Below are 16115 nucleotides of genomic sequence, written 5' to 3' on the forward strand. Positions count from 1 at the left end.
GCTTTTGGTTGTTATTTTTTTAGATATTCTATTCATCCTCGGTCATACTTTCTCTATCTTATCTCTCTAAACTTCTTGTGTGATTTCTCAGTCGTTCCTCCTTCGAAATGACTAAGATTCTGTTATTAAACACTTAACAGACTTCTTTTCTATACTCTATTCTCTCTTACTACTTACTACTGCCTACTGCTACTCATATCTTGCCTCTTTCCTCTAAACTAAAAAACCACATTGTCATTGCGAGGACGAAGGACGAAACAATCTCTTCTTTTATAATCGTTAATCGTCAATCCTAATAATGTGATTTCTCACGCTATTCGAAATGACTAAGATCCTTTTATTAAACTCTTACCAGACTTCTTTTCTCTCTTTCTTCTTGCTTCTTACTACGTACTTCATGCTTCAAACTTCCTACTTCCTACTTCCTACTTCTTGCTACTACTTACTATTCTTTTACTTCTAAAGGAAACGCTTCCAACAACCCTTTTTGTAAACCTTCAACAATAGTTTTATTGGGTAACACCGGATACTTTTTTAATAGCATTTCTAAGCTATTCTGATCTAATGTCTGATCAATAATTTCTGGCTGATAACTATCAATACCTACAGATTCAAAATAATCTTGAAATTTAATATCATCTCCAAACAAATTATCAGAAAACTTTTGCCAAACTGCTGGTATCCCATAAGCTTGAGCGACAATAATACCATGTAGAGAAGAAGAAACTATATGCTTACATTGTAATATACTATCTGTTGTTACTTCTATATCATTAGTCATCAAATCTATAACAGTCACATTTTCATTATTACCATACCATTCTTCGACCATCTTATAATCTGAATAATGTGGTATAACACCTATGTTATAAATTGGTTCTACTTTTGGTTTGTAATAGTTAGGCAATAGAATAGCAGGATCTCCATAAACTTCAGGAACGTCATAGCCTTTTTCTAATAGAAAAGCTCTGGTTTGTGGACCTCTAACCACTAAAAACGTTGCGTTTTTAACAGGTATAGATTTAGAAATAATCCCGCTTCCCCAAACCACACAGCGCTTATTAACATTTGCTAAGATACTTCCAATAGTTACTAAAACTTTACTTGTATCAAACCAATGCTTTTGTTTGGTATGCTTAAAGATAGCTTGGCGTCCTGAGATTTTTTCTACTAAATACTTACCTAATAAATCTCCATAGTTTTCTAGAGATTTACCCATTAAAACCTTTTCACTCCACCAAAACAAAGGAATTTTATCCCTTTTAAACATATTTTTATTTTTTATAAATAATAAATTAAAACCGACAAAAGGTAATTCATCTAAAAAATTAGGAATAAATGTTTAAATAATAATTTTACTTGAATAGATATTCCCATTCCGTATCCTTAAACTTATTTAATAATTCATTATAATTTTGTATTAAATCATGCAAATGCTCAGAATTTTGCTTTTTCATTACAGTTTTAACTTTTTTATATGGTACACCTAAAGCTTTAAATACAGGTTCAATAGCATTATCTTTATCTTTATTTAAATCTTCGTAACTTAATTCAACAAAATTAAAATCTCTAAAATCTTTTCTTACCTGACTTTCGTATGAACTAATTTTAGTAAATGTTTCTAAACATTCATCATAGTCTAAGCTTACTTTTTTACTATCAAGTTCTAGTTTATGTGGTCTATTTATATTTTCAGTCCATTTTTTAGTTTTTTCACCAATTTTTTGAGACACAAAAGCTCTCAACATATTTTCTCTAACTAAATGAATTATAGTAACATCCTTTTCATTTTTAATAAAATCCCAAACTTGCTTATCCTCATCAAATGGATGATAATAAAATAATTTAAAACCTACTTGCTGGATTTTTTTGGGTTTTTTCCCATAAAAAGTTTTCCATATTGTTTTACAACTTTTACCATTTAACACCTTAAACAATTCTCCTTCACAAATAATATTTGGATGATCATTTAATAAAGCCATAAGCAATGTAGAACCTGTTCTAGACCTACTTATAATTACAAATTTTTTATAATTATAATCTCCAAAAATAAAATTTTTAATTTTTGTTTTTTGCCTTAAATACTTTCTATAAATTGATTTTAATTTATTTTTCATCTAATTAAAATTATCCTTTTTTGTTCTTCAACTTATCACGTTGTACCTGTTCTATGGGTAAAATATCTTGTGTCTTATAGGTCAGCGATTCATATACCGCTTTTAAGTCTCTGGATAACTTTCTTAACCCAGCAGGCTCTAAAGAAGCGGCGTGATCGGTGCCTTTCCATGTACGGTCTAAGGTGTAATGTCTTTCTATCACATTAGCGCCTAAGGTATAAGCTGCCATATCTACTGCAATTCCTAAATGGTGACCAGAAAAACCGATATGTTTGACCTCAGCACCATATTTCTCTTTTAAAATATTAATATCTAACAAACAAACGTCTTTAAAAGGCACTGGATAACCAGAGGTACAATTATATAGTACTAAATCCTTCGCTCGGAGATGTCTCTTAAACAACGCTACTAAATCGTCAATCTCCTCTTTAGTCGTCATACCGGTAGAAATATGTAGCTCACCTTCATAATGCTCACATAGCCACGTTAACATCTTCACGTTATTATTGCATGCCGATGGTATTTTGATAAACTTAGGCTGTAACCCTGCTATTTCTTTAGCAGACGTCAAATCCCAAACCGATGTCGAATAATCCAAGCCTATGTCTTCGCAATAGTCTTTTAACTCTTGATGTTGCTTGACATCAAACTCTAAAAATTCACGGTGTGCACCATAAGTATCACCGTAAGAATTTACTGGGTTAGGATGCGGCGCATTATATTGCGCTTCGGTTAATAACTCTTTATTATGTCTTTTTTGAAACTTTACAGCATCAACGTTACAGAAAATTTTTGCAACCTTAATTAATTCTTTGGCAATCTCCATATCACCTTTATGGTTACATCCAATCTCGGCAATAACGTATGGTTTTTTGTAATTAGTCATCTGTTTTTCGTTTAAAAACGGGTATTATATTGTTTTATAAAATGACAAGCAGAGCGTATAGCACCACTACCAGATGGTTTTGGTAAAATAATATCGGCTTGATTAGTCACTTCTTTCATAGCATTACTTGGCGCTAAAGACCAACCTACACTACAGATATTAGCTAGATCATTAACATCATCACCGACATAAGCCACATTATTTAGATTAAAGCCTTGCTGTTTGGCTAAATGGGTTAACAAAGTATACTTATCTTTTACACCAAGATATACTTGTTCTATTTGTAGCTTTTGCATACGTTTAGCCACCAATTCAGAACGTTCACTAGTCATAATCATAACGGTAACGCCAAACTGTCTTAATATTTCCAGTCCCATACCATCACGCATATCAAATTGCTTGGTATGTTCTCCATCTTTAGTATAAGTAGTAGTACCGTCGGTAAACACACCATCAACATCTAACACCAAGTGTGTTATTTTTTCGGCTTTTTTAAGACCTTGTTGCCTAGCTATTAAAAGCTGTTCTACTACTAACCAATCATTTTCACTATCTATCTCATTCAAGCTTTCTTCAGGCATATGCACGACACCTACTTTATCACCTAAGCGATTTTGTTTATTTTGCAACACTGCTTTAGTACAGGTATATACTGCACCATTTTCTACTAATAGCCCTTCAAAATCTTGGCGTCTTGGTCTTTGCTGTGGATTATAATTGATAGCCTTTCCTGCTTTATCCCAAATAAATCGATGCGTATTAACTACTGATACGGTAGAGTCATAACCTAGTTTTAATAAAGATAAGCTATCATTAATAGTTTTAGCAGTGGTAAAAGGTGATGTTGCTTGTAATAAGCAAAACACATCAAAATTATAATCAATAGATGCTGCAAACTCCAACATCGCACTCTCTGTAGAAGCGCTATCTGTGGCGCTTGTAGCACTACGTTTTAACACTTTTATCTTAGACGTATAATGGTATTCTTTTTCAATAAAACTAATAATCCACTCATCATCGGTATACACATAAATCGTATCTAAATCAGAATGTAAAGCAGCACCTAAAACCCATGTAAACAAGGGTCTACCTACCATTTTACGTTTATTTTTTCCAGGAATGCCTTTTGAGCCTTGTCGTAAAGGAATAAAGCCTATCGATTTCATAATAAGTAAGATTTCTTGTACTTAATTAGTCGCTAAAATACACTTTTTTTCGGATGAAAGTGTATGTTTTACGGATTAAAGGGAATAAATTACAAACTATTAGAAACATATTATTTTCTAACTAAAAGACTTCTAAAATATTGCTTAAAAAGTTTATGCGTAGGCATTTCAAAGAAGAGGGACTTTAAAATATTTAATGCACTTAAATAATGTTTTGCTTTATTTTCGGCTTTCATTAAAGCCATCTTATGCTGGTTAATACTTAATTTAATTTCTTTTTTATTAGTCCTAAATTGAATATCATTATAAATATCCTGTAAAATACTTAGATTAACTTTAATAACCTGACTTGGATCTTTTCTTAAACTAGTAGTAATACCAGAGTCTTTTCTATAATTTGCAGTAATTAATTTTAGATATTTTATTTTACCTCCATCTTTTAAAAGCATTAGGTAAACTGGCCAATCTCCATAAGGATATTTTTCTAACCAATTTGGTAAATCTTTTTTATAAAAAACATTTTTAAAAAGGACGGTTACAGAAGGAATATAATTACCTTTTACTAGGTCTGCAAAAGTAGTAGTATCAGATTTTGTTACAGTAGGACTAATTAAATTACCATCTGTGTATAAATCATTTTTATCTGTAAACACTAAAGAATAGTCTAGATTTGCTTCTAAAAAATCAACTTGAGTTTGTAATTTATTTTGATCTATCCAATAATCATCCCCATCACATATAGCTATATATTTGCCATCACAAGCTTTTATAGTTCGTATAAAATTTTGTATCAACCCTACGTTTTTATTAGAGGTAATAACTTTTATACGATTAGGGTTATTTTTTTGATACTCTTTTATAATATTTAAAGTAGTATCTGTACTACAATCTTCCCCAATAATTAAATTAAACTCAAAATTTGTGTTTTGTGCAAGAATAGCCTCTATAGTTTGGGCTATATACTTTTCTTGATTGTAAGCTAGAATAAAAACACTAACCTTAAATTTTGTGTTATATGACATTAAAATCTAAATATATTTTTTAAACTAAACTTTGATGCTTTAGGTACTTTAAATTGGTAATCTAATTTCAATAGATCTTCTTTATAGATGCCTTCAAAATCTAATTTTAATGCTTCTGTATAATAATTTGAGTAATGTTTTTTCTTCTTGTTTGCCTTGTTAATATGTACACTTTCAGAGTAATTTAAACCTAGCGCACTACTAATATGTTTCATGTCTTGGTTAAAATTCTCAAAACGACCTATATAATCCATTTGATAGTCACCTTCAATATCAAAAAACTGTGTTTGTGGTGTAGTATGATCTCCTCTGTAATATATTTGATCTACATCATTTAAAACAGCTTTAAATTTACCTTGTTTTAGTAAATAATTTTTAAAACTGTCTTCTATATTTCTATCCTTTTTCATCCAAAAGTAATCCGACACAGCCCTATCCCATGGATTTCTTACAAAAGTAAATTTATAATAAGACTTCCATATCTCTGGTGTTACCAAACCGGTCTCTATTAACTGCTTGGCTGTAGCATGTTGCATAAAAAACTTTCTCTCAGGGCACCATCCATGTAATTTATCATAATCTGCTTCTTTCCAGCTTACCGTTTCCTCAGGAAAAAGCAAATACTTTATTGTGGTTCCTGCGCATTTTGGTATATGAATAAAAATACATTTATGTTGATGACTAATCATAATTCTTTTTTTATATAGACTTATAAGCTTCTATGACCTTGCTTTTTATTAAATCAATATCATATTCGGGTTTGATCATTTTTTGATTATATATAAAAGCTTGCTCTATTAGCTTTTGATGCTGAAACGCATAATCAAGCTGCTTTGCAATAAGGGTTACGGATTCGCAATCATCAATCAACAAACCATTGTTTTTATCAGTAACAACTTCTTCTGTCACGCCTCCTGGATTAGATTGTATCGGAAAAGCTCCCATACAAATAGCCTCAAGCAACGTATTTGGCATCCCATCACTATTACTATTTCCTATATACAATAAAGCTTGCCCCATAAGCTTCATAATATCTTCATGGGGTAAAAAAGCAGACCTCACAAACACCTTAAAACTATAACTAGGCTCATAAATTTTAAGATAGTCAACAACGTCTGGATCTGCACCAAATATTACTACGTGATAATCTTTTAACATTTCTGAAATGTCTTGCAAAGCCTTTAATACGGGTATGGCTCGACCAGAACGTCCTTGGTAGCCTTTAACTAAAATTACAGAGCGCTCAGAAACTGGTTTTGCATATTGATTATAGCTATCAAAATCAAATCCACCTCCACCAGGAAACACTCCTAAAAATATCCCTCTAAACCCTAAATCTTTGGCTATTTGATAATCTCGCTTACAATCGGTAAACAAATAATCAACACGTTGTAACACTCGTTTTATATCTTTTAGATAGGTAGGTAAGTTCTTAAAATAAAACAAATCACTACCCCAAGAAGAATATACCCATTTTGTGTGTTTATGTCGCTCCATAACCTCTACGATAGGTGTAGCTGCTACATATAATGCAAAACTATGTACCACGTCAGGTTGTACATCTTTTAAATAAGATTCAAAAACAACAGCAGTGTCATTACTAAATAAACGTTGTAATACCTTATGTAAAACTGGTATGCGTTTTTTAAAAAAAGTACGTCCAGGATAATTCCATTTCAACTTCCAATTTACTTTCTGTTGTACCCAAGGCAACTTAGTATTTTTATCTGTACCATGCACATTAAACCAGTACACATCAAAACCAGCGTGCTCTAACTGAGAGACCCATCGGGTAACATGTATAGAGGGCATAGATACAATTAAAAGTTTCATAAATTATAATCTAATAGTAAAAACAATAATAGCAGCTTGTTGATTAAAGCTATAGCTGTAAGCACAACCTCTTAAACTTGTAATAAAGGTTTCCAATAGCAAATCATTTACAGCTTGCATACTCAAAAAAGGAATAGTTTTCTTACCTAAAAAGCCTTTCACCTGCTCTTTAAAAGACTTATAATTAACATCTACACTTACAGTTACTTTTAAAGTTTGATTAGTTGTTTGTAATAACACATTATTAACAAACCCTTTAATATCAGACACTTTGTTTGTTAACGTATAAGTAGCATCAACGGTTTGTAAAGCTTTATACATACCGTAATTATAATCCCCGTACTTAAAATTAAGATTTACTTTTGTTTTTTTAGAGGCTTTAGTAAATGCTAAATAAGCATGATTAATTTGTTCTAAAGAAGAATGAAATGGTGCAGTACTTGTAACACTACGATACGCTTTGGGATGCCACTGGTGAAGCATTAACACCTCTTGATTATAATAGTTAACAGTAACACCATTAGCTTTTAACCTCACATGCACGTCGGTATCCTCGCTACCCCAACCATGATAAAACTCGTCAAATCCATTAATCGCTTTTAAATCGTCAGTAAACATTAAAGTCATACCTGTAGCTTCTGGATTAGATCTAAAGTTAATATGGTAGTCATCAAAAGCTTTTACGGCTTTACTCTCTGCTTCACTTAAAAAGCCAACCTGAAAGTAGGTCGCTGTTCCCTTCTGTTTAAAATTGTCTAATTGATTTATAAAATCCGGATGATATAACATATCTACATCCCCAATAAACACATAAGAAGTATCTACTTGCTTTAAAGCTATGTTAATAGCGCGACTTTTACACCATAACTCGCCTTCGGTTTGACAATGTATAAGGTTTACAAAGTCGTACTCTGCACATAAATCTTGTATCAAGTCCGTGTAACTTGCGCTACTTCCGTAATTAACCAATACTACTTTAAAAAGATTACTTTTTTGATGTTGTAAGGTGTCTAGACTATGTTTTACAATCTTGATATCTCGATCTCTATATGTTAATACAATAGTAGTCAATAGCTTAACTTATAAAATTTTCAATCTGTTTTGTTGTTAGTCCCTTCTTTTTCAATAAATACCTTTTAAAAGGTTTAAAATAAAGTAATTTTTCAAATAAAAAACGAGCTAACTTCATTATTAAATTATCCTTGAGCAAAAAATCATTATTATTTTTTAATGGCATTTTATGCTCTATTATATCTAACGCATTATACGTTTCTAACATCCATGATTCAATAGTGTTACCCATGTGATATGCATAATTATCATAGGTTGCTAATCGATATCCTCCAGCATCAATCACTGGTTTATCAGTATACAAAAACTCGCTATTTCCGCCCAACTTATAGTTACTATTGACTTTTGGTAAATATTTAAAAATGTCTCGTTTATATGTCCCAACAAAATGAGAGCAACCTACTACAGCCGTAACATCTTGTTTTCCTTGTAATGTAAGTATAGTATCTTTCCATTTTTCATCTAATCTAGACCAACCTATACTATTAGCAAATTTGGTTAATGCGTTCTGGTTATTAACTTCTCTAAAATAAAGACGTTTATTAAACAAGTAGCGTACCCAAATATTACTAGTCAATCTAAAATGAGTTCTAAAAACAGGTACAGGACTTACCATTCCTGCTTTAGGAAATGCTTCAAAAACTTCAAACACTTTATCTTCCCAACCATTTAAAAACAAAACATCACCATCTGTAATAGTTATAAAGGGCTCTTCTACCGTTCTTAATACTTTCAGCAAACTATTTATTTTACCTATAGCTTCACGCTCTATAATTAATTCATCTATTAAACCTTGTTGTTGTAACTCTAATAATTTAGAATTTATACCAGCACTACACCCATTGCTAACCACTGATATTTTAAGTTTCGTATAGGAGGTCTTATGAAGTGACTCTAAACACATACTAAAAACATCAAACGAATCCTTGTAATATTCTGTTTCTTCAGGTATATATAAAGGTATAATAACACGGTGCATACACGGTGTTAATTTTAATAATACATCTTTAGATATGTTATCACCTTGTCTCAATACATTAATGTTTTATACAGTTTTTAATAGCGCTTAAATAAGCATTAAATATGTTATGTTGAGAATATTTATCTAAATATATCTCCCTGTTTTTTAAGGCTATAACTTCCATGTCTTTAACAGAAGTTTGATTTAATTGGTCAATAATAGGCAATAATGTTTTTACATCTTCAATATCAAACCAAAAGCTCTCTTTTATAGATTCTAATCGTTCTGGCATTGCTCCTACTTTGGTAGAGACTATTAGTTTTCCTGCCGCCATAGCTTCTATACCTACTAATGGTCCTGTTTCTTCTTTTGATGCGATAATTAGCACATCTATCTCATTAAAAAAATCATCTATAGCATGACTATCTATAAGTCCTAAATACTTCACATTCTTACTGTTTTTTGCAATAGATAATACTTTTTCTTTTTGCGGACCATCTCCTGCTATTACCAATGGTACATCTATATCTGCAAACAATTGTGATATTTGTAGGATTTGCTTTTCTTCACTTAATCTTCCTAAATACCCATATCTTAAGGGATGTTGTTTATTTATATTCAACTGTAACAAATCCTTTTCTTTTAAAGTACACTGGTCTATTATTTTGTAGTTATGTCTAAGGTACTTTGTAACATTATCACTATTAGACTTAGAATGATGTATAAACAAATCTACCTTTTTTAATAAAGAATTAATGTTTTTAGAAACGTTAAACACGGTACCTGTTGTTCTAATAACTATCTTAATATTATTATCAGAACAAAATAAGATTGTTTCTTTTAAAAACTGAGTACTTAATTGTACTGGCAGTATAACTAAATCATATGTTTTTAAAAGATCGTATAATACTTGTTTGCGCTTAGAATGATAATCTAAATATTTTTTAGAAAATTGATTAGACACATACCCATAGTTTTTGTTTTTAAAACCATGTTTACATGCATTTAACAAAGCTAAAATTTTTATTAATATAGAGTTGTCAAATAAAATTTTATCTAAGGTGGTATGAGACACTTTATAAGCTATATCTTTTATAGCGAATGATCCATATGTCATATATTCAGAAGACACTATATCTACTTTATATTGATCTAATAAAGCTCTGGCTATAATATTTACTTCTACATCTCTACCTCCAAAATCTCCAAAAGGCCCAAATATGAGTATGTTATTTTTTTTCAAACTAATACAGACTTCTTTTTATATCTTTTAAAATCTTTATAAAAGATTGTTTAGATTTAAAACCATAGCTAATCACTAACATCAAAACCTTAAAATATTTGTAATAATTAAACACTTTTGATTGTTTTAAAATTATTACATATGCTCTATAAAGATATTGATAAACTTTTACAGAGGTGTATTCCTTCAAATTAATACTAATGTGTTGCCAACCTTTTAAGAGCAAATCAAGCTCCTTCTTTTCTGTTAGAGTACTAGTATTAAAATCATGTATCCTATACCCTGCTAAAGTGCTATTTATTAAACTAACTTCAGGTTTTTTTTTAATTAAATCAGAAATAAAAACAGCATCATCATTTGGGGCATCTATCCATTTAATGTTTTTAATTAAGTCTTTAGGAAAAAGCCAAGCTATTGTTGCTACAAACCCACCTTTCTCACCCAATAATTCTATAACATCTAATAGATGTTTTGGCTGTTCCGTAAATAAATAGGAAAAAGGAAAACTATAGGCTTCATTTATATGATTAGTAAATTTTTTCCATTGACATAAACCTACTGCTAGATGTTTATTATCAGCAACAAATGCCTTTAAATGCAAACTTATTTTCTCAGGATATAAATAATCATCATAATCCAAAAATTGTATGTAGTCACCTTTAGCTATTTGAAGCGCTTCATTACGAGCATGATGACGTCCTTTTTTGGTCTCAATAAAAACCAACCTAGTATCTTTAATAGCTAAAAACTCTTCACAAGCCTTACGTGTTAAAGTATGATTACAAGCTATTATAACTTCAATATCTTTATAACTTTGTCTTAAAGCACTTAACACACAGTCTTTAAAGTAAGGTATGGTCTTATGTACTGGTATGATTATAGATACTACCAAATCTTTAATATTTTCTTCTTAACCTTTCTTATCTGTTTAAAAAAATAAGAAATATAAAAAACCTCTTTTATTAAATAAATTCTTTGTCTAGCATGTAGATACCAAAACAAATTTCTCATTAATAATCTTGGTAACAAAACAGCATCCTTAGTTTTTTTAGTATTGTTTTTTTGTGTGGCTTGATCTTGATGTAGTCTAAATGTTAACAGATAATCATCTACAAAACCTACATTATAGTAAGGCATTAATCTATACCAATACTCAAAATCTAAGGTCTGACTTAATTCAGTATTAAAAAAACCTACCTTATCAAACACGTCTTTTCTTAATAAAACTAATGATGGTTCACCAATTTTATTATTTGGCATATCTAATAAATTTTTATCCCTTAAATAAGCTTTACCTGACATGATACCTTCTTCAACATCTAGGCTTGCCCAGCTTTCATGTAACACACCACATTTTTTTAACCAACTTGTATAATCACTTGCATCTGTATCAAATAAAAAATCTCTTTTAGCATAAACTAATCCAACATTGTCATTAGTTTGTGCCAGTCTTACCATTTGCTCTATACAACTAGGTGCTAAAATATCATCTTGAAACAAAAACTTTATATACTTACCGGTTGCTTTTTGCACACAAAAATTCCAATTCGCACCTATACCTTGCGGTTCATGATTAAAAATTGTTACAGGAAAATCTACACTATTTTTAAAATGCTCTACAATCTCTAGTGTATTGTCTTTAGAGGCATCATCACTAATAATAACTTCAAACTCTTTAAAAGTTTGTGCTTTTACAGAATTTAAAGCTTCACTTAAGTACTCGGCTCCATTATAAGTCGGTATACAAACCGAAACCAAAACAGTATTTACATTTGGCACACTCATTCTAATTAGTTTATTTTTTTAATAACCTCTAGTAATTGAGGAGCAATAATATCTGGGTGAAACTGACTAAATGCTTCTGTATTAATCATACCGTGTGTCTTAACACTATCTGGATTGTTGTAATAAAACACTATTTTTTCTGCCATTTCTTTAATATCTAAGTAAGGCACAACAAATCCACCTCCTGTTTGCTCTATAATTTCTTCTGTTCCTGTTGCGCCTTTAAAGCATACTATAGGTTTCCCTAACATCCCCACTTCTATACAAACTAAAGGAAAAGGATCTTCTCTAGAGCTCATTAAAAACACATCAAAATCATTATAAAAACTTGTAGGGTTAGTTTGATTACCAATAAAATGCACAACATTAGTTAGATGTAACTTCCTTAAATCCTCCTCTATGGTAATACGCTCATTTTTAGACACATCGCCTACCCAAGTAAATTTAATGTTATAATCAGGGTAATTTACTTTTATGTAATTAGCGACCAAAATAAACAAATCAGATCCTTTGCGCCAATGGGCTGTACCAGATGCACCTACATTAAAAATTTCATGTTCAATATTAGTAACCGTATTAGGTTTAACTTTAGAACACTCATAAACCCTAGTTATTTTATTTGCATCAATCTTAAATTGTTCTATAAGATTGGATTTAACAAGATTTGAAGCAGCAATAAAGTGATTAACTTGTTTATCTAAACTTGATAAATCAGGTAGCAATTGCTTAATAACAGCATTTAACTCGTGTACATGTACTACTAATTTAGACGCATTACCATGATTAATAGTTGCTGCTATTGGCAATGCAATTACTGTATTAGCATAAACAAAGTCAAACGCTGTAGCCTGCAGTTGTGCTATAAGTAAGTCTTTTGGTGTTGGCTTAGGTTTACTTTTAAATATTTTTTTTAAAACACGTTGCGTTAGTGTTGGTGGTGGCTTTTTATAATCTTCTATTTCGTAATAATAATCAGATACAGCCTTAAAATCGGCTTCTAATAGTCCTCGTTTTAAAGACAATACAGTAATAACCATTTTAGGATGGTGCTTTTTCAACCATTCTATAAAATGCAGTAACATCTTTGGCGCGCCTGTAAGACTTGACTCATGAGTGATGAAGAGAATATTATTAAACATACTTTATTTTTTTTATAATTTTAAAGTACACCTCTAAAAAACGAAACTTGAAATACATTATTTTTTTTTTCTCTTTTAAACTCAAACTCATTAATATACTGTACGTTTTTATTAGCTTATTATAAATTGGTTTTTGAAAAATTTGCTCAAATAACAATTCTTTTTTTATAATCTTAAAAAACTTTATATGTTGTAAATAAGCTTTAATTAGTTTTGTATTATTACTCTTCAAACTCCCATGAATTCCACTAGAATGTATACGGTAGACAGCCATAGTATCATTTAAAACTTTAGCCTTCTGATTAGTGTTTTTTAACACATTTAAAATAACGCACAAATCACCAAATGGTATTTTTTCAAACCAACTCAAACCAAATTTAAAACTATCTTTTCTAAACATTATTAAACAAGTTGCTAACCTATTCGCTCTTATAAAATCTTCTATTTTTAAATCTAAATTTGTATTAGGTATTATTATTTTTTCTTCTGGTTTTTTAAAATCTATTTCTTCAGCATTATGTGAGCATAAACCATATTGCTTATGTTGTTCCAAAAAATCAACCTGCTTTTGTAATTTATCAGGATCTGTCCAATAATCATCACCTTCGCAAAGTGCTATATATTTCCCTTTTGCTGATTTTAAAGATTCAATAAAATTATAACGTCCCGTTGGTCTATCATTTATATATATAACGTCTTTTCTGGAACGCAAAAACAACTTAATAATATCAGGAAATCTATTAGCATAATCTTGACAAGTTTCTCTTGTCCCATCACTACTTTCATCCTCTCCTAAAATAATTTCATAAGCAAAGTTTGTCTTTTGCATTAAAATGCTATCTAAACATTGTTTTATATAATCTTGATGATTATAGGTTGTTACAACTATGCTAACTACAGGCAAAGACATTTAATTATTGTAATATGTTTGTGGTAATTTTATATCAAGGAGTTTTTCTAAACGTAAATTAGATTCGTAAAACAAATCCTTTAAAAATTCTCTTATCTCTGTAGGATAATCAAACTCAATTGCTTTTTTATTATCAATTTCTTTTGATAATTCAATGTGCTTATTTTTGATTCTAGCATCTTTAAATAAAACTTCATCTGCTAAATTTATCCCTAATTCAAATTTGAAATAATCTTTTAACCTATGAAAGTTCGTTGCAGTACTGTAAGCTTGATTACCAATACCGTGATGCTCTTTAAAATTTAACTCCATCATTGTATTTAACTCTGTAATACTTAATGGTTTATTATAGTGCCCTAACTTAAAATTAAAATCAGACAAACCTAAAATATTTGATAATCTTTTTGTTAACATGCATTCATCCCCATCGTAAATTAAATCACCTGTTGAATGACGATAATCTTCAATAGTCAAAAGTTCTATATTTTCCATACCAAAATACTTGGAATATATTTCAACTAAATAATCATATTGAAAATCGTAAATAAAGTTTCTATCTCTTGATAAATAAATGTAATTAAGATAATTTTTGAATGTACCATAATATCCTATCTTAATAGCTTCTTTATATAGTGACTCAATAAGTTTGAATTGTTGTCTTACAATTATTATAATTTTAGTGTCTTTTCCAAAAGACTCAAAAACTCTTCTAGCCTTTTCTTCAATTTCTATTTGGTCTGGAGTAAATGTAAAAGAGAGCAATTCTAAAGATATACCACAAGCTTTCTTTTTAACGTTTGTTTCAAAATTTTTAAATTCTGAATTAAAAGCATTTACTATTTTTTCTTTTTGTCTATTGTATGAAAAGTTCTTACTATACTGAAAATGATTTTCACATGCTGTAGCTATATTAGGATTAATATAATCTATATTTGAGCCTACTCCTACTCCTAGATGATGTATTTCTGGATGTTTGCTAAAAAAATCTCTTTGAAGTGTTGTTGACAGATTTTTTGGTAACCCAATATGAATGTATTTAGTTTTCATTAATTCTCTTTTAAAATGGCATATCCAAACCCTGTTTTCCCAAAACTATTACCATTATAAATTAAATATCTTTTTCCTTTGTGAATATAAGTAGTACTATACTCTTGCATTATTGATTCCCAATCTTCGCTTGGGTGCTTCAATTCTATTTCATTATCTTTTCTTTCCCAATCTATACCATTATTTGATGTAGCATAACCCAGTCTATAACTTTTTTCACTATCAATTCTATAATCAACAGAATTCCTGTATGAATAAACCATATGATACATATCATCCTTTTTAAATACACAAGGTTTTCCTATCGCATGAGTAAAATCATCATAGCCTATACATTCAACATTTTTTCTTTCCCAATTTATTCCATCTTTTGACTCAGCATATCTAATTAAATAAAATGGCTCAGGCCAATCTTTAATATTTTTCCAACCAGTACATGATACATACCACATTTTCCAAATACCTTTATCTATAATTACGTTAGGTGCTGTATTAAAAAAAGGCTCATGTTTATCTCTATCTAGAATAGGACCCAAAGAATATTTTTTAAAATTAACTCCATCTTCGCTTATTGCTAAGCCTATGGAAAGTCTATACGAAACTGTTACTTGAGGATTCCAACCTATGTAGTACAAATACTTTTTTCCTTCAAAATTTACTATTGATGATGGCATTATACCATTATCATCAAAAGTACCTTGGTCACCTAAATTTAATATTGGCTTTGGAGATACATTTAATATTTGCTTCGGATTTTCTGGATTAACATCAATAAAAGTAGGAATACTTCTTCCTTTTGAATCTCTGGTAGAAAAATATATTCTTAATACATTATCTGAAACCAAGTCACATACAGGTAAAGCAGCATAACTTTTTATCCAATTTACATTATTCTCTTCAGGGTTAAAAATCAATCCTTTCTTATCCCATTTCAT

General features: G+C 30.1%; 16 protein-coding genes. All 16 read right to left on the minus strand.

Annotated elements, in window-relative coordinates; translation table 11 throughout:
* Positions 1-445 precede the first annotated feature (445 nt).
* The 16 genes from WA327_RS01920 to WA327_RS01995 all read right to left on the minus strand — a co-directional run bounded on the left by WA327_RS01920 (position 446) and on the right by WA327_RS01995 (position 16115).
* Positions 446-1270, minus strand: coding sequence for a polysaccharide pyruvyl transferase family protein (locus tag WA327_RS01920; protein WP_336065834.1), 825 nt, complete (start codon positions 1268-1270; stop codon positions 446-448).
* Positions 1271-1355: 85 nt separating this feature from the next.
* On the minus strand, positions 1356-2117 hold the full coding sequence (locus WA327_RS01925) for a hypothetical protein (protein ID WP_336065837.1): 762 nt from the start codon (positions 2115-2117) through the stop codon (positions 1356-1358).
* Positions 2118-2127: 10 nt separating this feature from the next.
* Positions 2128-3003, minus strand: a complete 876-nt coding sequence (locus WA327_RS01930; protein ID WP_336065840.1) for an N-acetylneuraminate synthase family protein — start codon at positions 3001-3003, stop codon at positions 2128-2130.
* 11 nt (positions 3004-3014) lie between these two features.
* Positions 3015-4169 carry an acylneuraminate cytidylyltransferase gene (locus WA327_RS01935; RefSeq protein WP_336065843.1) on the minus strand — a complete coding sequence of 385 codons (1155 nt, stop codon included), beginning with the start codon at positions 4167-4169 and terminating at the stop codon, positions 3015-3017.
* 110 nt (positions 4170-4279) lie between these two features.
* The gene (locus tag WA327_RS01940) at positions 4280-5191 is read right to left on the minus strand and encodes a glycosyltransferase (protein WP_336065846.1); all 912 of its coding nucleotides are present in this window, start codon (positions 5189-5191) and stop codon (positions 4280-4282) included.
* A complete protein-coding gene (locus WA327_RS01945) occupies positions 5191-5880 on the minus strand; it encodes a sulfotransferase family 2 domain-containing protein (protein WP_336065848.1) in 690 nt (229 codons plus the stop codon). The genes WA327_RS01940 and WA327_RS01945 overlap by 1 nt, the downstream gene beginning before the upstream one ends.
* Positions 5881-5890: 10 nt before the next feature.
* Positions 5891-7024 carry a glycosyltransferase gene (locus tag WA327_RS01950; RefSeq protein ID WP_336065850.1) on the minus strand — a complete coding sequence of 378 codons (1134 nt, stop codon included), beginning with the start codon at positions 7022-7024 and terminating at the stop codon, positions 5891-5893.
* Between the two features lie 3 nt (positions 7025-7027).
* Positions 7028-8095, minus strand: a complete 1068-nt coding sequence (locus WA327_RS01955) for a galactosyltransferase-related protein (RefSeq protein ID WP_336065852.1) — start codon at positions 8093-8095, stop codon at positions 7028-7030.
* Positions 8096-8099: 4 nt separating this feature from the next.
* Positions 8100-9128: a glycosyltransferase gene (locus tag WA327_RS01960; protein ID WP_336065853.1), complete on the minus strand. Its 1029-nt coding sequence runs from the start codon at positions 9126-9128 to the stop codon at positions 8100-8102.
* 4 nt (positions 9129-9132) lie between these two features.
* On the minus strand, positions 9133-10299 hold the full coding sequence (locus WA327_RS01965; RefSeq protein WP_336065856.1) for a glycosyltransferase: 1167 nt from the start codon (positions 10297-10299) through the stop codon (positions 9133-9135).
* A gap of 1 nt (position 10300) precedes the next feature.
* On the minus strand, positions 10301-11191 hold the full coding sequence (locus WA327_RS01970; protein WP_336065859.1) for a glycosyltransferase family A protein: 891 nt from the start codon (positions 11189-11191) through the stop codon (positions 10301-10303).
* Positions 11185-12084, minus strand: a complete 900-nt coding sequence (locus WA327_RS01975; RefSeq protein ID WP_336065861.1) for a glycosyltransferase — start codon at positions 12082-12084, stop codon at positions 11185-11187. The genes WA327_RS01970 and WA327_RS01975 overlap by 7 nt, the downstream gene beginning before the upstream one ends.
* 5 nt (positions 12085-12089) lie before the next feature.
* Positions 12090-13223 carry a glycosyltransferase family 4 protein gene (locus WA327_RS01980; protein WP_336065862.1) on the minus strand — a complete coding sequence of 378 codons (1134 nt, stop codon included), beginning with the start codon at positions 13221-13223 and terminating at the stop codon, positions 12090-12092.
* Positions 13216-14133 carry a glycosyltransferase gene (locus WA327_RS01985; protein WP_336065864.1) on the minus strand — a complete coding sequence of 306 codons (918 nt, stop codon included), beginning with the start codon at positions 14131-14133 and terminating at the stop codon, positions 13216-13218. Before WA327_RS01985 ends, WA327_RS01980 begins: the two co-directional genes overlap by 8 nt.
* The gene (locus tag WA327_RS01990; RefSeq protein WP_106679497.1) at positions 14134-15180 is read right to left on the minus strand and encodes a hypothetical protein; all 1047 of its coding nucleotides are present in this window, start codon (positions 15178-15180) and stop codon (positions 14134-14136) included.
* The gene (locus WA327_RS01995) at positions 15180-16115 is read right to left on the minus strand and encodes a hypothetical protein (protein ID WP_106679494.1); all 936 of its coding nucleotides are present in this window, start codon (positions 16113-16115) and stop codon (positions 15180-15182) included. Before WA327_RS01995 ends, WA327_RS01990 begins: the two co-directional genes overlap by 1 nt.

Origin of the sequence: Mesoflavibacter sp. CH_XMU1404-2 (genome assembly GCF_037029465.1) — a bacterium.
GTDB lineage: Bacteria > Bacteroidota > Bacteroidia > Flavobacteriales > Flavobacteriaceae > Mesoflavibacter.